A 19,615-nucleotide genomic window follows, 5' to 3' on the forward strand; every position below is an offset into this window, starting at 1 on the left:
GAACTAGCGTAAGAGGGCGTCAAGGGTCTCGAAGAAGTCGGGATAGCTGGTGGCAACCGGCCCGACATCGTCGATCGTGATAGGCTGCGTCGCCGCAAGTCCAGCCACAACCATGCTCATCGCGATGCGATGGTCCAGTTTCGAGGCGATCCGAGCGCCGCCGGGCAGCAAGGCTCCGCCCGAGCCGCTGATCGCCAGCCCATCCTCAAATTCCTCGGTCGGCACGCCCACGGCCTCGAGCGCCGCGCGCATCGTGGCGATCCGGTCCGATTCCTTGACGCGCAGTTCGTGCGCGCCGCGCGCCACGGTCCGCCCCTCGGCCAGCGCCGCGGCGACGAACAGGATCGGATATTCGTCGATCATGCTGGGGGCGAGTTCGGGCGGGACTTCGATCGCGCGCAGCGGCGCGTGGCGGACCCGCAGGTCGGCGACGGGCTCGCCGCCCACTTCGCGTGGCTCCACTTCGCCGATGTCGGCGCCCATCATGCGCAGCGCCGTCACCAGCCCGATGCGAGTCGGGTTCATGCAGACATTGGCGATGGTCACGTCGGATCCGGGCACGATCGACGCCGCGACCATCCAGAAGCCCGCCGAAGAGGGGTCGCCGGGCACCACGATATGCTGGGGGCTGAGTTCGGCCTCGCCCCGGATCGAGATGACCTTGCCCTCGGGTCCGTCCTCCACGATCAGTTCGGCGCCGAAGCCCCGCAGCATCCGCTCGCTATGGTCGCGGGTCGGCACCGGCTCGATCACCCGGGTGATGCCGGGCGTGTTGAGGCCGGCGAGCAACACCGCCGATTTCACCTGCGCCGATGCCACCGGCAGGCGATATTCGATCGGCACGGCGGGGCACAGGCCGCGCACCATCAGCGGCAGCGTGCCGCCGGGGCTGGCGGTGACGTCCGCGCCCATCTGCGACAGCGGCTCGATCGCGCGGCCCATCGGCCTGCCCGAGAGCGACGCATCGCCGGTAAAGGTCGCGGTGATTGCATGCGACGCGACCAGCCCCATCAATAGCCGAGTCGAAGTCCCCGAATTGCCCATGTCGAGCGCTTGGGCCGGCTGCAGCAATCCGCCGACGCCCACCCCCCAGACGCGCCATGCGCCATCGTCGCCACGCTCGATCTCCGCGCCCATCGCTCGCATCGCGGCGGCGGTGGCGAAGACGTCCTCGCCCTCCAGCAGGCCCTCGATCCGGCTTTCGCCCACCGCCAGGCCCGCAAACATCAGCGCGCGGTGGCTGATCGATTTGTCGCCGGGCACGGTGGCGGTGCCGCGCAGCGGTCCGCTGGCGGAAACCGAATGGGGACGGGGGGCGGCGTGCGACATGCGGCGCGGCTTTGACAGCCGGCTTGCGCCATGGCAAGGCGCGCCCCACTTTCCGGGTCTATCCCGAAATCACGATATTCTGAAAGGCAAGAGGCAACACATGGTGAAGCCGGAATGGGGCACCAAGCGCGCGTGCCCGAAATGCGGAACGCGTTTCTACGATCTGACGAAGGATGATCCGGTCACGTGCATCAATTGCTCGTTCGGCTGGCAGCCCGAGCCGATCCTGAAGTCGAAGCAGCCGTTGCCCTTCGAGGCAGCCAAAGCGGTGACCGACAAGCCGACGACCGAGGATTCGGACCTGGGCGACGAAGATCTGGACATCGTCGCAGCCGACGATGAAGAGCCCTCGGCCGACGACGACGTCGATCTGGGCGGCGACGACGATCTCGGCGTCGAGACCGGCAAGAATGACGACGACAATTAATTGAGGAAGGGCAGGGGCGCTTGCGAAAAGCGTCCTTGCCAAAGGTTCGACGGCCTTCTAATGGCCGTCGCCTTCCCGAGGCTCTGGCCCGGGAATTTGGGGCCGTAGCTCAGCTGGGAGAGCGCTGCAATGGCATTGCAGAGGTCAGGGGTTCGATCCCCCTCGGCTCCACCATTTCCCCCGAATTAGCCTGATCAGGCCGCCCAGGCGGCGATGTCTTCCTGCTGGCCTATCAGCGCCAGTCCGTGCGCGATCGAGGTGAGTTCGCCGCCGCTGGCGATCCGGTCTTCTCCGACCCGATCGACGAAGACCCGCCGGATCCGCGGCATCAGCGACGAGCCGCCGGTCAGGAAGATGCGGTCGACGTCGCCCATCCCGATTCCCGACGTCGCCAGTGCCCGATCGATCGCAGCCTCGATTCGCGCGATGTCGGGGGCGATCCAGGTTTCGAATGCGTCGCGAGTCACGTCCGCCTCGATCGAAAGCCCGGCGCCGCTGAACTGGAAGCGCGCGACCTCGGCCGAGGACAAGGCCCGCTTCACCGCGCCCACCGCGTCGTAAAGCTGGTAGCCCAGTTCCTGCTCGATCACGGCGATCATCCGTCCAACCGCGTCGGGATCGAGCGCGGCGCGACGCAGTTTCTCCAGTTCGGCAAGCGTGCGGCGATTGCGCATCAGCGCCAGCCGCGACCAGTCGGCAAACTCGGCGAAATGCCCGCGCGGGATTTCAAGCACCTTGTCGAACGATCGGTAGGATCCGCCCTTGCCGAGCAATGGGAGCACGAGATGATCGAGGATGCGATAGTCGAAGCGGTCGCCGGCGATGCCGACCCCGGCATGGCCTAGCGGGATGCAGCGCCGCTCGGCGCCGGGCGCGGCGATCCGCACGACCGAAAAATCGCTGGTGCCGCCGCCGAAATCGGCGACCAGGATCGTCGCGGGCTCGGTCACGCGCGACGCATAGCTGTAGGCGGCGCCCAGGGGCTCGTAGGCATAATGTAGCTCGGCCCCGAGCATCTCGAACATCATGTCGTAGCGGCGCCGCGCGAGCGCTTCGTCGGGACGATGGCCGGCATATTCGACCGGGCGCCCCACCACGATCCGCGCGGCGCCCTGCATCGCCCCGCCGGCGCGTGCCGCCATCTTCTCGAGGAAACGCCGCCCGAGATCCTCGAAGCGATAGCGCCGCTCGAAAATCGTCGCATGTTCGAAATTCGCGCTCGCCGCGACCGACTTGAACGATTGCAGGAAGCGGCTGCCCTGCGGATATTCCAGATATTCTGCGATCGCCCAGGGGCCGGCCTCATAGGCCACCCCGCCGGATGCGCTTTCGTCCTCCCAGAAGCAGAGCGCCGAGCGAAACACGTCGCCCATCCCGATTGGGGTCTGGAGCGGAACCAGTTCGGACGCGTCGCTGCGCGCGACCGCGGCCACCGAGTTGGTCGTCCCGAAATCGAGGCCGAGCGAGAAGGGGGGATGCGGCATGGGCGCACGCCGCTACACGCCCGCGCGGCATCGGAAAAGCCATTGTGCGAACGCCAGTGCGGGAAAGCACGCGGAGCGCGCGCATATCTTCGCTTGCGCGGTGGCAGCGCTGTCAAATATGCCATGCCCGCCGCGGCACTTGTCGCGGTGGGGGAAAGCGATGTCCGGACGGCCGACAATCAAGGAAGTCTCGAAGATTGCGGGGGTCTCTTTCAAGACCGTCTCGCGCGTCCTCAACAATGAAAAGCATGTCAGCGAAGAGACGCGACGTCGAGTCGAGGAAGTCGTAGCACGCCTCAACTTCCGCCCGAGCCACGCCGCGCGCACGCTCGCCGGGCGCCGCTCGTTCCAGGTCGCGTTGCTCTATGACAATCCCAGCCCTTATTATGTCTATCACGTTCAGATGGGCGCACAGCAGCGCTGCAGCGAACTGGGCTTCCGGTTGCTGCTCCAGCCGGTCGACAGCCAGGCCGACGACCTGATCTCCAACGTTCTCGCGCTGATCGACGAGACGCATCTCGACGGACTGATCCTCTCGCCGCCGGTGACCGAGGCGGTCGGGCTGATCGACGAACTCGATCGGCGCGGGCTGCCCTACGTCCGGATCGCGCCGGGCATCCGCAAAGGGGCGGGGATGGCGGCATCGATGGACGATGTCGCCGCGGCGCGGGAGGTCACCCGGCATCTGATCGATCTCGGCCATCGCTCGATCGCCTTTCTGCGGGGGCCGGAGAGCCACGTATCCTCGTCGGATCGACTCCAGGGCTATCGCGACGAACTGGCGGCACATGGCATCGCCTTCGATCCCGAACTGGTCGTCGGGGGGGATTACAGCTTCAATTCGGGCTGCGAGGCGGCGCGCACCCTGCTGGCGCGGACGCCGCGGCCCACGGCGATCTTCGCGGGCAATGACGACATGGCGGCGGGAGTGCTCGCCGTGGCGCACGAGGCGGATATCGCCGTGCCCGACGCGCTGTCGATCGTCGGCTTCGACGATTCGGATCTGGCCAAGGCGGTCTGGCCGCCGCTTACCACGATGCGCCAGCCGGTGCGCGAACTGGCCTATGCCGCGGCCGGCCTGATGCTCGCGCCGGGCGCCGAGCCCCAGGTCACGCTCGGCCATGAGCTGAAGATCCGCTCGTCGACCGGCCCCGCGCCGCGCTGAACAAAATTGCTGTCCCGCCACAGGACGCCGTTAACGTTCCTGCGTGCTGGCAAATCCGGTAAACAATCCGTTAACTGGCGCGATGCAACGCCAGGTCAGTCTCGAGGGCCATGCCCGCAACCATCCGTTCCGCAAGCATGTGCGCCGTGCCGTGGCAAAGCAGCGCAAGCTGCGCGACGATAGCGACGTGAAGCTGTTCATGCTCAGCTTCAGCGCCTTCTTCGTCTGCTTCACGACCTTCCTGCTTTAGGCGTCGTCGAGGCTCACCACGCTGTCGAGCTCATGCGCCTTCTCGGCGCGATAGAGCCGCCAGCCGCACCAGGCCGAGATGAAGCACAGCACGAGCACGACCAGGATCGGATCGGCGACTCGCAGCCCCGGGATGTGCGTCACGCCAAGAATGCCGACCGACCCGGCGACCATCGCGCCCGAATTGACGATATTGTTCGCCGCCACGGTGCGCGCCGTCTGCGACTTTTCCACGGTGGTGGTCAGGAAGGCATAGAGCGGCACGACGAACATGCCGCCGGTGATCGCGATCATCCCCAGGTCGAAGAAGATCCGCCACGCGCCGGGCAATGCGGTGAATTCGGTAACTCCCATCAGCGCGCCGTTGCCGGCCGGCCAGAAGGTAGCGGCCAGGTAGAAATCGAGCACGAACAGCGACATCGCCAGCACCGACGCGGGCGCATAGCGCGCCGAGACATGGCCCTTCAGCAGGCGATTGATGATCATCGATCCGATCGCGATGCCGACTGAGAAGATCGCCAGGAAGATGCTGGCCACGTCCTTCTGGGCGTTGAAGACGTTCTTCACGAGCGGGGGGAAGAGCACGCCCAGGATCGCAGCGATCGTCCAGAAAACGCTGATCGCGATGATCGCCAGATAAAGCCGCTTGATGTGCATCGTCGCGGCGATCAGGTGATAGGAAGCGCGGAAGATGTTGTAGTCGATCTTGAGCTTGGTCATCGGCGGCGCGGGCGGTATCTGTAGCGAGGCGAACCAGCCGATCAGCGCGATGACGACCACGCCGATCGCCGCGGCATGCGGGCTGATCAGCCCGCCGGCGATCGTGCCGCACAGGATCGCGATATAGGTGCCCGCCTCGACCATCCCGGTCCCGCCCAGCACGTCGTCCTCGTCCAGATGCTGCGGCAACACCGCATATTTGATCGGCCCGAAAAAGGTCGAGTGGATGCCCATCCCGACCAGCGCGACCATCATCAGGGGCAGGCTCTTGAGGAAGATGCCCGTCGCGCCGACCAGCATGATCAGCACTTCGGCAGCCTTGATGATCCGCATGATCCGCGCCTTGTCGAAACTGTCGGCGAGCTGGCCGGCGAGCGCGGAGAAGAGGAAGAAGGGCAGGATGAAGACGCCGGTGGCGATCGCGCTGAAGCGGGTCTCGTCCTCGACACTGCTGAAGATCTGGTAGGTCGCGAAGAAGACCATCGCATTCTTGAAAAGGTTGTCGTTGAAGGCGCCCAGAAACTGCGTGACGAAGAGAGGCAGGAATCGGCGCCGCCGCATCAATCCGAGCGCACCGATCATGATCCACCAACTCCCATTGGCGGAAACCCCGCCCAACGACGCGCCGCCATAGCCGAGCCGCCGCACCGCCAGCAACGCTTATTCCGCTAAGCCTTTGGGGGTGTTAGAGGGGGCGCCATGCTGACGCTGCCCAATCTCCTGACGCTGTCGCGGATCGTGACGGTCCCTCTGCTCGCCGCCTTCCTGTGGTGGCCCGAATGGCGGCTGGGCTACGGCATCGCCTTCGGCATCTATTGCCTGATGGGCATCACCGATTATTTCGATGGCTATCTGGCGCGGGCGCAGGGGACCGTCTCGAAGCTCGGCGTGTTCCTCGATCCGATCGCCGACAAGATCATGATCGCCGCGGTGATCCTGATGCTGGTCGGCAAGGGGGTGATCTACGACTACCACCTGATCGCCGCGTTGATCATCCTGCTGCGGGAGATCACCGTATCGGGCCTGCGCGAATTCCTTGCCCAGCTCCAGGTGTCGGTCCCCGTGTCGCAGCTCGCCAAGTGGAAGACCGCGCTCCAGCTCGCCGCCTTCGGCGCGCTCATCCTCGGCGGCGCCTTGCCGCAATTCCCTTGGGTCGAGAGCGTGGGGCTTATCGCTTTGTGGGTCGCCGCCGCGCTCACCGCGATCACCGGCTGGGACTATCTGCGCGTCGGCCTGCGCCACATGGACACATGATGGACCTGCTCTATTTCGCCTGGGTGCGCGAGGCGATCGGCACCGGCCAGGAGCAAGTCGATCCGCCCGAGGCGGTGCGCAACGTCGCCGATCTGATCGGCTGGCTCTCCGAACGCAGCCCCGGCCATGCCGAGGCCTTTCGCGAACCCGAACGGCTGCGCGCGGCGATCGACCAGCGGTTCGTGCCGCTCGATGCCTTGCTCGGCGACGCCCGCGAAGTCGCGATCTTCCCCCCGGTGACCGGCGGATGATCCGCGTCTCGATCGACAGCGCGCCGATCGAGCTGGGCATGGAAGTCGCGGCGCTGGAAGAGCGGGGCGCGGGCGGCGTCGCCACCTTCACCGGCGTGGTCCGCGGCGACGATGGAGTCACCGCGCTCGAGCTCGAACACTATCCCGGCATGACCGAGGGCGCCCTGGTCGGGCTCGCCGAGGAAGCGACCGCGCGCTGGGCATTGCTCGGCGTCACGATCGTCCACCGCGTCGGGGAGATGGCGGTCGGCGAGCGGATCGTCTTCGTCGGCGCCGCCGCGCACCATCGCCGCGAGGCGCTCGACGCCTGCGCCTATCTGATCGACCGGCTGAAGACCGACGCGCCCTTCTGGAAGCGCGAACGGCGGGGGGAGGATACTGCCTGGGTCGAGGCGCGACAATCCGACGATGCGGCAGCCGCGCGCTGGGCCTGATCGCTTTTCCCGCATTCAGTCACCAACTTTAATCGCTTTGGTCCAGGCCGGTCCGCGCCTAGCCTGCTCTCAATCAAGATGAGAGGATCGACGATATGGACGATATTTCAAGCGGCAGCCCGCTTAGCGACCCCGCCAAGGAACCAGCCGCCCTCCGCACCCTCCTGGGGCGGGGAAATCGCGATTGGTGGCCCGGCCAGATTTCGCTCGAAATCCTCCACCAGAACGGCTTCGCCTCGCCCAGCCCGTTCGGCGACGAGTTCGATTATGCGCGCGAGTTCAAGACGCTCGACCATGCCGCGGTCAAGCGCGACCTGACTGCGCTGATGACCGACAGCCAGCCCTGGTGGCCCGCGGATTACGGGCATTACGGCCCCTTCTTCATCCGCATGGCCTGGCACAGCGCCGGCACCTATCGCACCGGCGACGGTCGCGGCGGCTCCTCGTCGGGCGGGCAGCGCTTCGCCCCGCTCAACAGCTGGCCGGACAATGCGAATCTCGACAAGGCGCGCCGCCTGCTCTGGCCGATCAAGCAGAAATATGGCCGCAAGCTCAGCTGGGCCGATCTGATGATCATGGCCGGCAACGTCGCGATCGAATCGATGGGCGGGCCGATCTTCGGCTTCGGCGGCGGCCGCGTCGACGTGTGGGAGCCGCAGAAGGACATTTACTGGGGCACCGAGGAAGAATGGCTCGGCGAAACCCGCATCCATGAGGAATCGGGAAAGGCGCTCGAAAATCCGCTCGCCGCGATCCAGATGGGCCTCATCTACGTCAATCCCGAGGGGCCGGGCGGCGATCCGAACCCGCTGAAGTCCGCGCGCGACATCCGCGAGACGTTCAGCCGCATGGGCATGAACGACGAAGAGACACTCGCGCTCACCGCCGGCGGGCACACGTTCGGCAAATGCCATGGCGCCGGCGACGCGTCCAAGGTGGGCGCCGAGCCCGAGGGCGCGGACATCGCCCAGCAGGGCCTCGGCTGGACCAGCAGCCATGAGAGCGGCATCGCCGATCACACCATCACCAGCGGGCTCGAAGGTGCCTGGACGCCCACGCCGACGCGCTGGACGATGAACTATTTCCACATGCTGCTCGATTACGAATATGAGCTCGTGAAGAGCCCCGCCGGCGCCAAGCAGTGGCAGCCGATCAATCAGGCCCCGGAGGATATGGCGCCCGGCGCGCACAGCCCCGAGCGGCGGCTGCCGACGATGATGACCACCGCCGACATGGCGTTCAAGATGGACCCCGCCTATCGCGCGATCGCCGAGCGCTTCCGCAACGATCCGGCGGCATTCGCCGACGCCTTTGCCCGCGCCTGGTTCAAGCTCACCCATCGCGACATGGGTCCCAAGGCCCGCTATCTCGGCCCCGAAGTCCCCGCCGAGGACCTGATCTGGCAGGATCCGATCCCGCAGGCCGATTATGCGCCGATCGACGACGCCGACGTGGCGGATCTCAAGCGCCGCCTGCTCGACTCTGGGCTGAGCGTTTCCGAACTGGTGCAGACCGCCTGGGCCTCCGCCGCGACCTTCCGCGGTTCGGACAAGCGCGGCGGCGCCAACGGTGCGCGCATCCGGCTCGCGCCGCAGAAGGATTGGGAGGTCAACCAGCCCGAACAGCTCGCCCGCGTGCTGGGCGTGCTCGAAGGGATCAAGGCCGATTTCGACGGCGCTGGATCGGGCAGGAAGGTGTCGATCGCCGACCTGATCGTGCTCGGCGGCTCGGCGGCGATCGAGAAGGCCGCACGGGACGCCGGCCATGACGTGAAGGTCCCCTTCGTCCCCGGCCGCACCGACGCCACGCAGGAGCAAACCGATATCGACAGCTTCGACGTGCTCGAACCGCGCGCCGACGGCTTCCGCAACTATCTGGAAGTCGCGTTCAGCGTGCCGACCGAGGAATTGCTCGTCGATCGCTCGCAACTGCTCCAGCTCAGCGGCCCTGAGATGACCGTCCTGGTCGGCGGGCTGCGCGTGCTCGGCGCCAATCATGGCGGCTCGAAGCATGGCGTCTTCACGGATCGCGTGGGGCTCCTCACCAACGACTTCTTCGTCAACCTGCTCGATATGGGCACGGCGTGGAAGCAGGTGGACGAGCATGCCGACGACGTCTTCGTCGGCACCGATCGCGCAACCGATCAGCAGAAGTGGACCGCGACCCGCACCGATCTGGTGTTCGGCTCCAACTCGCAGCTGCGCGCGATTTCGGAAGTCTATGCCTCGGCCGATTCGGCCAAGAAGTTCGTCGACGATTTCGTGATCGCTTGGGTGAAGGTGATGAACAACGATCGCTTCGATCTGGCCGATCCCGAACTGCATGCGCCGGAGGAGGCGGCCTAAGACGCCAGATTGCGGAGCCGGGGTGTGCTTCAGGCGGTCCCCGCCAGCACCCCGGCCATCAATCGGAAGTCCCGCTCGCGCGGGCTCGCCTTGCGCCATACCAAGGCGATGCGGCGGCTGGCATTCGCCGCATCCAGCGGCCGCGCGGTGACCCGCGTATTCTCCAATATCCCCGCGTCGATCGCCATTTGCGGCAGCATCGTCACGCCCAGGCCGTTGTCGACCATCTGCACCATCGTGTGGAGCGACGTCCCCAGCATCGTCGCCTCGGCGCGCAGCTCGGGGCGGTTGCAGGCGGCCAGCGCATGGTCCTTCAGACAATGCCCGTCCTCGAGCATGAGCAGTCTGGTCTCGTCGATATCGGCGGGGCGGATCGAGGGGGTCGGGTCCATCTCGCCTTCGGGAAAGGCGACGTACAGCCGATCGTCGAACAGCGCTTCGCTCTCCACCTCGCCGCAGGCGAAGGGGAGGGCCAGCAGCACGCAATCGGTGCGGCCATGCTGGAGCGCCTCGCAGGCCTGGCCGCTGGTCTCCTCGCGCAGATACAGCTTGAGGTCGGGATAGTCCTTGCGCAGCCGCGGCAGGATGCGCGGGAGCAGGAACGGCGCGATCGTCGGGATCACGCTCATCCGCATCTCGCCCGAGAGCGGGCGGCCGGCGGCACGGGCGAGGTCGCCCAGCTCATCCGCCTCGCGCAGCACGCGACGCGCTTTATCGACGATCCGCTCGCCCAGCGGGGTGAAGCGGACCACGCGCCGGGTACGCTCGACCAGCACGACCCCGATCAGTGTCTCCAGCTCGCGGATGCCCGCCGACAGCGTCGATTGGGTAACGAAGGTCGCCTCCGCCGCGCGCCCGAAATGGCCCGAATCGTGGAGCGCGACCAGATATTGGAGCTGTTTGAGCGTCGGCAGATAGGTCGCGGCCAGTGATCGTCTCCGTCGATTGCGTTGACGATATAGAGTGACGCGGGCGATCACGCAAACTCCCCTCCCTGAAAGGGAGGGGCTGGGGGTGGGTGGCGTGCTCGCGAGACTGCGCCCATATTCCTGGCCTTATGTATCGCCAGGACGCGACCCACCCCTCAATCCCCTCCCTGAGAGGGAGGGGAAGCACTCAGGCCGCCGCTTCGACCAGTTCCTCGGACGGCAGTCGGATCAGATAGTCGAACGCCGAGAGCGCCGCGTTCGAACCCGCGCCCATCGCCACCACGATCTGCTTGTACGGCACCGTCGTGGCGTCGCCCGCCGCGAAGATGCCCGGCCGCGAGGTTTCGCCGCGCGCGTCGATCTCGATCTCGCCGCGCGGGGTCATGCCGACGGCGTCGCGCAGCCATTCGGTGTTCGGCACCAGCCCGATCTGGACGAAGATGCCTTCCAGCGCGACGTCATGCTCGGTGCCGCTGTTGCGGTCCTTATAGACCAGCCCGGTCACCCGCTCGCCGTCGCCCTGAACTTCGGTGGTCAGCGCCGAGGTGATCACCTTGACGTTGGGCAGGCTCGCCAGCTTGCGCTGGAGCACCGCGTCGGCGCGCAAGTCGCTGTCATATTCGATCAGCGTGACATGCGCGACGATGCCTGCGAGATCGATCGCCGCCTCGACGCCCGAATTGCCGCCGCCGATCACCGCGACTCGCTTGCCCTTGTACAAGGGGCCGTCGCAATGCGGGCAATAGGCGACGCCGCGGTTGCGATATTCGTCCTCGCCCGGCACGTTCATGTGCCGCCAGCGCGCGCCGGTGGTGAGGATCACCGTCTTCGCCTTCAGGCTCGCTCCATTTTCGAGCACGACCTCATGCAGCCCGCCCTCGATCCGCGCCGGGATCAGCTTGGCGGCCTTCTGCAGGTTCATGATGTCGACGTCATACTCCTTGACGTGCTGCTCCAGATGCGCGGCCAGCTTGGGACCTTCGGTGTGGGAAACCGACGGGAAATTCTCGATCGCCATCGTATCGAGCACCTGCCCGCCGAAGCGCTCGGCGGCGATGCCGGTGCGGATGCCCTTGCGCGCGGTGTAGATGGCCGCCGCCGCGCCGGCGGGCCCGCCGCCGATCACCAGCACGTCGAACGGATCCTTCTTCGCGATCTTCGCGGCGGCCTTGGCCTCGGCGCCGCTGTCGATCCTGGCGACGATCTGCTCCAGCTCCATCCGGCCCTGGCCGAACGTCTCGCCGTTGAGGAAGACGGTGGGGACCGCCATGATCTTGCGGCTGTCGACTTCGTCCTTGAACAGGGCGCCGTCGATCGCGGTATGCTTGATCCGCGGATTAAGCACCGACATCAGGTTCAGCGCCTGCACCACGTCGGGGCAATTCTGGCAGGAGAGCGAGAAATAAGTCTCGAACTCATAATCGCCGTCCAGCTCCTTGACCTGTTCGATCAATTCCTGCGCGGCCTTGGACGGATGCCCGCCGACCTGGAGCAGCGCCAGCACCAGCGAGGTGAATTCATGCCCCATCGGAAGCCCGGCGAAGCGCACGCCGATGTCGGTGCCCGCACGGCGGATCATGAAGCTGGGCTTGCGCTTGTCGTCGGCGGTGATGAGCGTCACCTTATCCGACAGCGCGGCGATTTCGTTCAGTAATTCACCCAGCTCGCGCGACTTGGCGTCGTCACCCTGCGAGGCGACGAGCTCGATCGGCTCGCGGATGTTCACGAGATAGGTTTTGAGCTGCTGCGTCAGAGTGGCGTCGAGCATGGGGTAAACTCCTAAGTCAGATACAGAACGGCCCGGGGCGGAAAGGGAGTTCCACCCCGGGCCGCATGCGGCGCCCCCACAAGAGGGGGAGGGGGGAGGCGCCGTAGCTCTTGGCGCCTTAGATCTTGCCGACGAGATCGAGCGAGGGAGCGAGCGTCTCTTCGCCCTCTTCCCACTTCGCAGGGCAGACTTCGCCCGGATGCGCGGCGATATATTGCGCTGCCTTGATCTTGCGCAGAAGCTCGGTCGCGTTGCGGCCGACGCCCTCGGAGGTGATTTCCATCAGTTGGATCACGCCGTCGGGGTCGACCACGAAGGTGCCGCGATCGGCCAGGCCCTGGCCCTCACGCAGCACGTCGAAATTGGTCGACAGCACGTGGTTCTGGTCGCCCAGCATGAAATAATTGATCTTGCCGATGGCGGGCGAGGTGTCGTGCCATGCCTTGTGGCTGAAATGGGTGTCGGTCGAGACCGAATAGACTTCCACGCCCATCTTCTGGAGCTGCGGATAGATGTCGGCCAGATCCTCGAGTTCGGTCGGGCAGACGAAGGTGAAGTCTGCCGGATAGAAGAAGAAAACGGCCCATTTGCCCTTCACGTCGCCATCGCTGACCTGGACGAACTTGCCTTCCTTGTAAGCCTGGGTCGTGAAGGGTTTGATCGAGCTTCCGATGAGCGCCATGCGATAATTCTCCGAGCGGGTTGTTGTTCGAAGCCCGGATATAGGTGCGATATGCTGCATCGCAAAACGAGAAGCTCCGTTCTTGCTGATCGATTCAATCACTCAATATGACGGTTGTAATCAAATTTTCCTGGCAATCCGTGCGTCCGGAGTCAGCGCCGGCTCGGTACGCGCGCCTCGAACGCCTCGATGCGGGCGTTGAGGCAGATCTCGGCCAACAGGCGTTGCCGATTGCCGTCGCGGATGCAGGACGCGACCATGTCGCACAGCATGCGGTCCACCTTATTGTCTCCGCTCGACCGTTCGACGATGCATTTCCCCAGACGGTTCCCGCGCGCCGAATAAGCGACGAGCGCCCGACGCAGCTTGCGGCCGATCACGACGATCTCGTCGTCGGTCAGCGTCGGTACGGCGGATTGCGGCTGGAGAAGCGGCATCGATGACGCCGGCGATGCCAGGAGTGCAGCGGCGAGCGCCATGGCAGGCGCCAGCCGCTTGCGCATCCGAGTCAACGAGTGATCCGATCATAGAGCGCGTCAGGCATGCGTCGCCTTTCGCACTGCAGCAAGCTCAGCCGATCGCCCGATACAGCCCATAAAGGCTGGTCAGGGTCAGCACCACGCCGACCAGGAACATCAGTCGGGTGGCCGGAACCCGCTTGGCGAGCAGCGCCCCGAACGGGGCCGCAATCACGCCGCCGATCAACAGGCCGACGGTCGCGACGGTGAAAGCCTCCCAGCCCAATTGGGTAATGAACGTCGCCGAGATCGTCGTCGTCAGGAAGAACTCGGCGGTGTTGACGGTGCCGATCGTGGTGCGCGGGCTCGATCCCTGGACAAGCAGGTTCGACGTTACCACCGGCCCCCAGCCGCCGCCGCCTGCCGCATCGAGAAAACCGCCGATCAGCCCGAGCGGCTCGACGATCTTCGGCGAACGCTCGACTGGGGTAGGGTGCGTGCTGCGCCACAACAGGTACAGGCCGATTGCCGTCAGATAGGCCAGGATGAACGGCTTCGCGACGTCGGCATGGATATTCGACAGCACATAGGCGCCCAGAACGCCGCCGATCACGCCGGGGATCATCAGCCGGAAGAACAGCTTCCAGTTCACATTCTTGTGGATCGCATGGCTGATGCCAGAGACCGCGGTGGTGAACGATTCCACCGTATGCACCCCCGCCGATGCCGCCGCGGGCGGCACGCCCAGGCTCAGCAGCAAAGTGTTGGAGATCACGCCGAACGCCATCCCCAGCGCCCCGTCGACCATCTGTGCGGCAAAGCCCACCGCGATGAACGGAAGCAGCGCCGTGATGTCGAGCCCGAAGATCATCCACGTCCCTTTTAGCGCCCAATCGAGCCGATGAGATGCCCGCCGCTCCGAACGCCTACAAGATACATAGTGTTTAGCCCGAACAAGCCCGCGCCGGGGTGTTCTGGAAATCGGGCGGGAAACGCACTAGATTGATCCGTCAAAGGGAAAGCGGCCATGTTCCAGAAGCTGACGGGATATCTCGATTCGATCCGCGCCCGCGATCCGGCGCCGCGAAGCCGCGCCGAAATCCTGCTCTATCCCGGCGTCTGGGCGCTCGCTTATCATCGGGTCGCGCACCGGCTGTTCCGCAATCGTCGGTATTTCGCGGCCAGGCTGGTCAATCATTGGTCGCGCTGGATGACTGCGATCGATATCCATCCCGGCGCGACGATCGGCCGCAATTTCTTCATCGATCACGGCTTCGTGGTGATCGGCGAGACCGCCGAGATCGGCGACAATGTCACCATCTACCAATGCGTCACGCTGGGCGGCACCAGCCCGGACAATGGCGTGGCCGGCAAGCGTCATCCGACCCTGCTGGACGGCGTGATCATCGGTTCGGGCGCGCAGGTGCTCGGACCGGTGACGCTCGGCGAGCGCTCGCGGATCGGCGCCAACGCGGTCGTCACGCGCGATGTGCCCGAGGGCGCGGTGATGGTCGGCATTCCCGCCCGCTCGACCCTGCTCAATGCCGAAACCTGGCAAAAGGATTTCGTGCCCTACGGCACGCCGTGCAGCGAAATCTTCGATCCCGCCACCCAGAAGCTGGAACTGATGCGCTGCGAGCTCGAGACGCTGCGCAAGCGGCTCGATGCGATGATCGAGGCGCGCGCAGCCGACGACGACACCGAACGACGCGGACGCGCATAACCGTCGATGGGAACCGTAACCCCGCTGCCGCTCGGTCGCCCGACCCAGGTCGGCTATGATCGCGTCGAGCTCAATCGCATTCTCGATCTGTACGGCCGGATGGTCGCCGCGGGGCACTGGCGCGATTATGCGATCCAGCTCGATGCAGATGCGGCGATCTTCGCCGCCTTCCGCCGCGCCGCGGAGCGTCCCGAATATCGCATCGAGAAGCGGCCGGCGCTGCGCAATCGCCAGGGTATGTGGGCGCTGGTCAACGAATCGGGCGCGGTGCTCAAGCGCGGGCATGATCTCGGCCCCGTCCTGGCCCCGATCGAGCGCCGCCTGATGAAGCTGGTCAGCGGCTGAACGGAAAAGAGCCCGGGGGTCACCCCCCGAGCCCTTATCTCTTCATGCCACGGCGAGCTGCTGTGTCGGCGGAAGGCGCCCCTCGAGTCCGCCGAGGAGACCCACCACGCTGCGCCGCATCGGCTGCCAGAAGGCGGAAAGCGTCAGCAATGCCGATCCGATCACCAGCGCAGTCAGCGCCGCGGCCAATTCGACCGCGCCGGTCTGGTTGAACAGGGTGTACATCGCCCACAGCACGTAGACGAGGCTCGACACCAGCAGCGCGCGCCGATCGACCGCAAGCGCTATGGCGGCAAACACCACATAGAGCGCGATCACCACCGCCGCCATCGGTGCGCCGATATCGCCGTCGAAGACTCCCAGCATGTGGAAGATCGGATGCGCGATCAGCGGCGCGGCGACCAGGTGGAGCCAGAAGGCAACGTCCGAGCGCCGAGTCCGCCGCAGCAGGTCCGACATGTCCCAGCGCATCGCCACGACGAACACCAATATGCCCGCGGCGAGCAGGATCGGGTTGATCGCGTCGCGCGAGGCCGGAACGAAGGCCGTGATCGCGCCGATCGCGACCGCCACCAGCGCCATCGCGCCCACCGCCACCGTGATCGGCACCATGAACCGCCGCCAGTGCAGCCAGGCGACGCCCGCAGTCGCCACGCCGACGACAATGCCGATCGTTCCGGCAAGCTGGCGCTGCTGCAAGTCGGTGGTGAGGTTGAGCTGCTCGGCCAGCCATGGCGCGTTCGCGCCGAAGATGGCGCCCAGTCCGACGAAGAAACCGCCGGCAAAGCCGATCAGCAACAGGATGCTGGGGAGCGCCATCCGCCGCTTCGCAGTGAAATATTCGGCGAGCAGCCAGCTGGTGATCGATACCGCGAAGCCGCCGAGCATCGTGGCGATGCCCACCTGGCGCGGACCGGGGTTGGCATCGAGGTCCATCAACTGCGCGCCGATATAGAAGCCGATCCAGCCGACTGCGACCAGAATCAGGATCGCCGCAATCCCGACGAAGATGTCATTGAAGCCGGTCAGCAGTCGAAACGATTCCTCGTCGACCGCGGGCGCCGCCCGCCCGGCGGCAACATGGTTTCGCAGGGCATTGGCCGCGTCGGGGGTCAGTACCCCCGCCTCGACGGCGCTTGTCAGGTCGCTTTCGCTATACATGGCAATCCTCCTTCTGCAGGCGGCGTACCATTAGTGTGTTAGTGAAGCAATACGCTGGGTCACTGCTGCAATTTGCCGAGGATTAGCATCGTCTGCTCGGCCCCGGAATTGGGGACGATCTCGCCTCTGCGATCGACGATCTCCGCCCATTGCGCGGCGACGCTTTCGGGGGTCGGCGCTTGGAGCTTCGCGCCGCGGGTCAGCGTGACATAGGCCGCCTGGACGACGCCGCCGCCGGCACCCACGATCATGTTGGTCGGCGCATCCTCCGAGACCAGGAACAGCGCGGCAGGTGCGACATTCTCGGGCGCAAAGGCGTTGAACGCCGCCTCGGGAAAAATGTCCTCGGTCATCCGCGTGCCGGCTACCGGCGCGAGCGTGTTGACCTTGATCCCGTATTTCGCGCCTTCAAGATAAAGCGTCTTGGTCAGCCCGGCGAGCCCGAGCTTCGCAGCGCCGTAATTGGCCTGCCCGAAGTTGCCGTAGAGCCCGCTGGAGGAAGCGGTCATCAGGATGCGGCCATAGGCCTGGGCGCGCATCGTATCCCACACCGCCTTGGTGACGTTGGCGGACCCGATCAGATGCACGTCGACGACGAACCGGAAATCTTCCGGCTCCATCTTCGCGAAGCTCTTGTCGCGAAGCACGCCGGCATTGTTGATCAAGATGTCGATCCGGCCCCAGCGCGCCTTGGTCTCCTCGACCATCGCGACCATCTGGTCATATTCGGTCACGCTGCCGCCGTTCGAGAAGGCCTGACCGCCGGCGGCAACGATCTCCTCGACCACGTCCAGCGCAGCATCGGAATGGCCGGAGCCGTCGCGCGCGCCGCCCAAGTCGTTGACCACCACTTTGGCCCCGCGCCGCGCAAGTTCGAGCGCATAGGCCCGGCCCAGGCCGCCTCCGGCGCCGGTGACTATGGCGACGCGATTGTCGAAATTGATGGCCATGGAAGCGCTCCCGAATATCAGGAGCGCTTCCTAGACGCTTCTATGCGGGGCTGAACAGCCCGGCGGGCTTTAGCGGCCGCCCGGGTTGCGGCATTGATCGCGCACGGTGCGCGAGCAGACGGGATAGCTCTCCTGTGCCGGCGGAGGAGGCGTTGCGTTGCCGGGCTGGAAGACCACCGTGGTGTTCGGTGCACCCGGGGCAGCGGCCGGCGCGCCGGGCATTGCCATGTCGGGCGTGGTGGCGGGCGTCGTGCTAGTGTCCGGAGTGGTCGTCGTCGTGTCCGGAGTTGTCGTCGTCGTATCCGGGGCGGTCGTGGTCGTGTCAGGCGCCGTCGTGGTGGTCTGCATATCCTGGGTCGGGGGGGTGGTCTGGGGCATATCCTGGGCGACGGCAGTGCCGCCGAATGCGGCCAGAGCGGCCGCCAATGCGATCAGCTTCATCGAGCTTCTCCTAAATCGATCTGGGCGCATCCTGTGCGCCCCGCCAATCAAACGCCGGGGCAGCCCGATAAGCTCCTCAGTTCCCCGTATCCAATGCATAGCCCGCCGAACGTACGGTCCGGATGATGTCGGGCCGATCGCCTTCGTTGATCGCCTTGCGCAGCCGCCGGATATGGACGTCGACGGTGCGCGCCTCGATCTCCGAATCATGCCCCCACACCGCGTCGAGCAGCCGCTCGCGCGAGAAGACCCAGCCGGGATGCTCCAGGAAATGCTTGAGCAGGCGAAACTCGGTCGGCCCCAGCGAGATCACCTGCCCGCCGCGGCGGACCTTGTGGCCCACCGTATCCATTTCGAGATCGGCATAGCTCAGGGACTCGCCCGCCAGTGCGGGCCGCACGCGGCGCAGCACTGCGCCGACACGCGCGACCAGCTCGCGCGGGGAGAAGGGCTTGGTCACATAATCATCGGCGCCCGTCTCGAGCCCGCGAACGCGATCCTCTTCCTCGCCGCGTGCCGTCAGCATGATGATCGGGATGTTCGCGGTTTCGGGCATGCGCCGCAACCGGCGGCAGACTTCGATCCCCGAAAGCCCTTCGACCATCCAGTCGAGCAAAACGATGTCCGGCGTCGCCTCCTTGGCGAGCAGCAAGGCTTCCTCGCCGTCGGGGGTGTGCTTGACCTCATAATCCTCGCGCTTGAAATGCCAGGCGACGAGTTCGGCGATTGCAGGGTCGTCCTCGACCAGCAGCATCTTCACGCGGGCCATGGGGTTCTTCAATTCCCGCTCGGTTCGCCGACATCGCGGTCGGCAAGATAATGTCCGGTCGCCGCGAAATAGACCATTTCGGCGACGTTGGTGGCATGGTCGCCGATCCGCTCGATATTCTTGGCGACGAACAGGAGATGCGCGACCTGGCTGATCGTGCGCGGATTCTCGACCATGAAGGTCACCAGCGTCCGGAAGATGCTGTCGTAGAAATCGTCGAGCGCATTGTCGCGTTCCACCACTTCCACTGCAGTCTCGGCATCGCGCGCCGAGAAAGCGTCGAGCACGTCATGCACCATATCGCTGGCGAGCTGCGCCATTGCGGGGAGCAGCGAGATCGCCTCGATCCGCTCGCGTCCTTCGGTGTGGATCAGCGGCACGCGCTTGGCGATGTTCTTGGCATAGTCGCCGATCCGCTCGACCACCGCGGCGATCTTGAGCGCGGCGATCACTTCGCGCAGATCGTCGGCCATCGGCGCGCGCAATGCGATCACCCGGACGACCAGCTTCTCGATCTCCGCCTCGATCGCGTCGATCGCCTTGTCCTTGCGGCGCACCTGCAGCGCCAGCTCGGTATCGCCGCGCTGGAGCGCCTTCATCGCGTCGTGGATCGCCTGTTCGGCCAGCCCGCCCATCTGCGAAATCAGCGCGCGCAGCTGGCTGATGTCCTGGTCGAATGCCTTGACCGTATGTTCCTGACCTGTGGCCATCAGGGTTTAAACTCCAGTAGA

The 19,615-nt window shown here is 65.7% G+C and carries 22 protein-coding genes and 1 tRNA gene; 10 read left to right on the forward strand and 13 right to left on the reverse strand.

Features of this window, described 5'->3' with window-relative positions; genetic code table 11:
• Positions 1–3: 3 nt before the first annotated feature.
• Entirely contained in the window at positions 4–1,329 is a 1,326-nt protein-coding gene (aroA, locus tag OKW87_RS17025; RefSeq protein ID WP_265541259.1) for a 3-phosphoshikimate 1-carboxyvinyltransferase, read from the reverse strand.
• 100 nt (positions 1,330–1,429) lie between these two features.
• Here aroA and OKW87_RS17030 point away from each other — a divergent pair, with 100 nt between their 5' ends.
• Positions 1,430–1,756: a TIGR02300 family protein gene (locus OKW87_RS17030; RefSeq protein ID WP_265541264.1), complete on the forward strand. Its 327-nt coding sequence runs from the start codon at positions 1,430–1,432 to the stop codon at positions 1,754–1,756.
• A gap of 98 nt (positions 1,757–1,854) precedes the next feature.
• Positions 1,855–1,930 (forward strand) — tRNA-Ala (locus OKW87_RS17035).
• A 20-nt stretch (positions 1,931–1,950) separates the two neighbouring features.
• On the opposite strand, the gene OKW87_RS17040 is transcribed toward OKW87_RS17035, so the two are convergent.
• Entirely contained in the window at positions 1,951–3,240 is a 1,290-nt protein-coding gene (locus OKW87_RS17040; protein WP_265541266.1) for an Hsp70 family protein, read from the reverse strand.
• 160 nt (positions 3,241–3,400) lie between these two features.
• On the opposite strand from OKW87_RS17040, the gene OKW87_RS17045 reads away from it, so the two are divergent.
• The gene (locus tag OKW87_RS17045; RefSeq protein WP_265541268.1) at positions 3,401–4,405 is read left to right on the forward strand and encodes a LacI family DNA-binding transcriptional regulator; all 1,005 of its coding nucleotides are present in this window, start codon (positions 3,401–3,403) and stop codon (positions 4,403–4,405) included.
• Between the two features lie 82 nt (positions 4,406–4,487).
• Positions 4,488–4,655, forward strand: a complete 168-nt coding sequence (locus tag OKW87_RS17050; protein WP_265541270.1) for a hypothetical protein — start codon at positions 4,488–4,490, stop codon at positions 4,653–4,655.
• On the opposite strand, the gene OKW87_RS17055 is transcribed toward OKW87_RS17050, so the two are convergent.
• The gene (locus tag OKW87_RS17055) at positions 4,652–5,956 is read right to left on the reverse strand and encodes an MFS transporter (protein WP_265544166.1); all 1,305 of its coding nucleotides are present in this window, start codon (positions 5,954–5,956) and stop codon (positions 4,652–4,654) included. The two genes, OKW87_RS17050 and OKW87_RS17055, sit on opposite strands and share 4 nt — an antisense overlap.
• Before the next feature lie 117 nt (positions 5,957–6,073).
• On the opposite strand from OKW87_RS17055, the gene pgsA reads away from it, so the two are divergent.
• The 4 genes from pgsA (at position 6,074) to katG (ending at position 9,658) form a co-directional block, all read left to right on the forward strand.
• Positions 6,074–6,628, forward strand: coding sequence for a CDP-diacylglycerol--glycerol-3-phosphate 3-phosphatidyltransferase (gene pgsA, locus OKW87_RS17060; protein WP_265541271.1), 555 nt, complete (start codon positions 6,074–6,076; stop codon positions 6,626–6,628).
• A complete protein-coding gene (gene moaD / locus OKW87_RS17065) occupies positions 6,625–6,879 on the forward strand; it encodes a molybdopterin converting factor subunit 1 (protein ID WP_265541273.1) in 255 nt (84 codons plus the stop codon). Before pgsA ends, moaD begins: the two co-directional genes overlap by 4 nt.
• Complete coding sequence (locus OKW87_RS17070) at positions 6,876–7,313, forward strand: molybdenum cofactor biosynthesis protein MoaE (RefSeq protein ID WP_265541275.1); 438 nt, start codon at positions 6,876–6,878, stop codon at positions 7,311–7,313. Before moaD ends, OKW87_RS17070 begins: the two co-directional genes overlap by 4 nt.
• 95 nt (positions 7,314–7,408) lie before the next feature.
• A complete protein-coding gene (gene katG, locus OKW87_RS17075) occupies positions 7,409–9,658 on the forward strand; it encodes a catalase/peroxidase HPI (RefSeq protein ID WP_265541277.1) in 2,250 nt (749 codons plus the stop codon).
• 29 nt (positions 9,659–9,687) lie between these two features.
• On the opposite strand, the gene OKW87_RS17080 is transcribed toward katG, so the two are convergent.
• From OKW87_RS17080 to OKW87_RS17100, 5 genes are all read right to left on the reverse strand, one after another.
• Positions 9,688–10,587 (reverse strand): hydrogen peroxide-inducible genes activator, encoded by a 900-nt coding sequence (locus OKW87_RS17080; RefSeq protein ID WP_265544168.1) that lies wholly within the window; start codon positions 10,585–10,587, stop codon positions 9,688–9,690.
• Between the two features lie 187 nt (positions 10,588–10,774).
• On the reverse strand, positions 10,775–12,355 hold the full coding sequence (ahpF, locus tag OKW87_RS17085) for an alkyl hydroperoxide reductase subunit F (protein WP_265541278.1): 1,581 nt from the start codon (positions 12,353–12,355) through the stop codon (positions 10,775–10,777).
• 118 nt (positions 12,356–12,473) lie between these two features.
• Positions 12,474–13,037: an alkyl hydroperoxide reductase subunit C gene (ahpC, locus tag OKW87_RS17090; RefSeq protein ID WP_265541279.1), complete on the reverse strand. Its 564-nt coding sequence runs from the start codon at positions 13,035–13,037 to the stop codon at positions 12,474–12,476.
• 152 nt (positions 13,038–13,189) lie between these two features.
• A complete protein-coding gene (locus OKW87_RS17095; RefSeq protein WP_265541280.1) occupies positions 13,190–13,516 on the reverse strand; it encodes a hypothetical protein in 327 nt (108 codons plus the stop codon).
• 91 nt (positions 13,517–13,607) lie between these two features.
• Positions 13,608–14,366 (reverse strand): sulfite exporter TauE/SafE family protein, encoded by a 759-nt coding sequence (locus OKW87_RS17100; RefSeq protein ID WP_265541281.1) that lies wholly within the window; start codon positions 14,364–14,366, stop codon positions 13,608–13,610.
• Positions 14,367–14,522: 156 nt separating this feature from the next.
• Between OKW87_RS17100 and epsC the strand changes: the two genes are divergently transcribed.
• Together epsC and OKW87_RS17110 are read left to right on the forward strand one after the other, a co-directional pair.
• Complete coding sequence (epsC, locus tag OKW87_RS17105; RefSeq protein ID WP_265541282.1) at positions 14,523–15,218, forward strand: serine O-acetyltransferase EpsC; 696 nt, start codon at positions 14,523–14,525, stop codon at positions 15,216–15,218.
• 6 nt (positions 15,219–15,224) lie between these two features.
• On the forward strand, positions 15,225–15,563 hold the full coding sequence (locus tag OKW87_RS17110; RefSeq protein WP_265541283.1) for a DUF2794 domain-containing protein: 339 nt from the start codon (positions 15,225–15,227) through the stop codon (positions 15,561–15,563).
• A gap of 42 nt (positions 15,564–15,605) precedes the next feature.
• Here the strand turns inward: OKW87_RS17110 and OKW87_RS17115 are convergent, their stop codons facing one another.
• From OKW87_RS17115 to phoU, 5 genes are all read right to left on the reverse strand, one after another.
• Entirely contained in the window at positions 15,606–16,724 is a 1,119-nt protein-coding gene (locus tag OKW87_RS17115; RefSeq protein ID WP_265541284.1) for a hypothetical protein, read from the reverse strand.
• Between the two features lie 59 nt (positions 16,725–16,783).
• Positions 16,784–17,674 carry an SDR family NAD(P)-dependent oxidoreductase gene (locus tag OKW87_RS17120; protein ID WP_265541285.1) on the reverse strand — a complete coding sequence of 297 codons (891 nt, stop codon included), beginning with the start codon at positions 17,672–17,674 and terminating at the stop codon, positions 16,784–16,786.
• Positions 17,675–17,743: 69 nt separating this feature from the next.
• The gene (locus OKW87_RS17125) at positions 17,744–18,115 is read right to left on the reverse strand and encodes a hypothetical protein (RefSeq protein ID WP_265541286.1); all 372 of its coding nucleotides are present in this window, start codon (positions 18,113–18,115) and stop codon (positions 17,744–17,746) included.
• A gap of 76 nt (positions 18,116–18,191) precedes the next feature.
• Positions 18,192–18,884, reverse strand: coding sequence for a phosphate regulon transcriptional regulator PhoB (gene phoB, locus OKW87_RS17130; RefSeq protein WP_265544170.1), 693 nt, complete (start codon positions 18,882–18,884; stop codon positions 18,192–18,194).
• An 8-nt stretch (positions 18,885–18,892) separates the two neighbouring features.
• Positions 18,893–19,594: a phosphate signaling complex protein PhoU gene (gene phoU, locus OKW87_RS17135; protein WP_265541288.1), complete on the reverse strand. Its 702-nt coding sequence runs from the start codon at positions 19,592–19,594 to the stop codon at positions 18,893–18,895.
• Positions 19,595–19,615: the final 21 nt, after the last annotated feature.

Source organism: Sphingomonas sp. M1-B02 (assembly GCF_026167525.1).
Taxonomy (GTDB): Bacteria; Pseudomonadota; Alphaproteobacteria; order Sphingomonadales; family Sphingomonadaceae; genus Sphingomonas.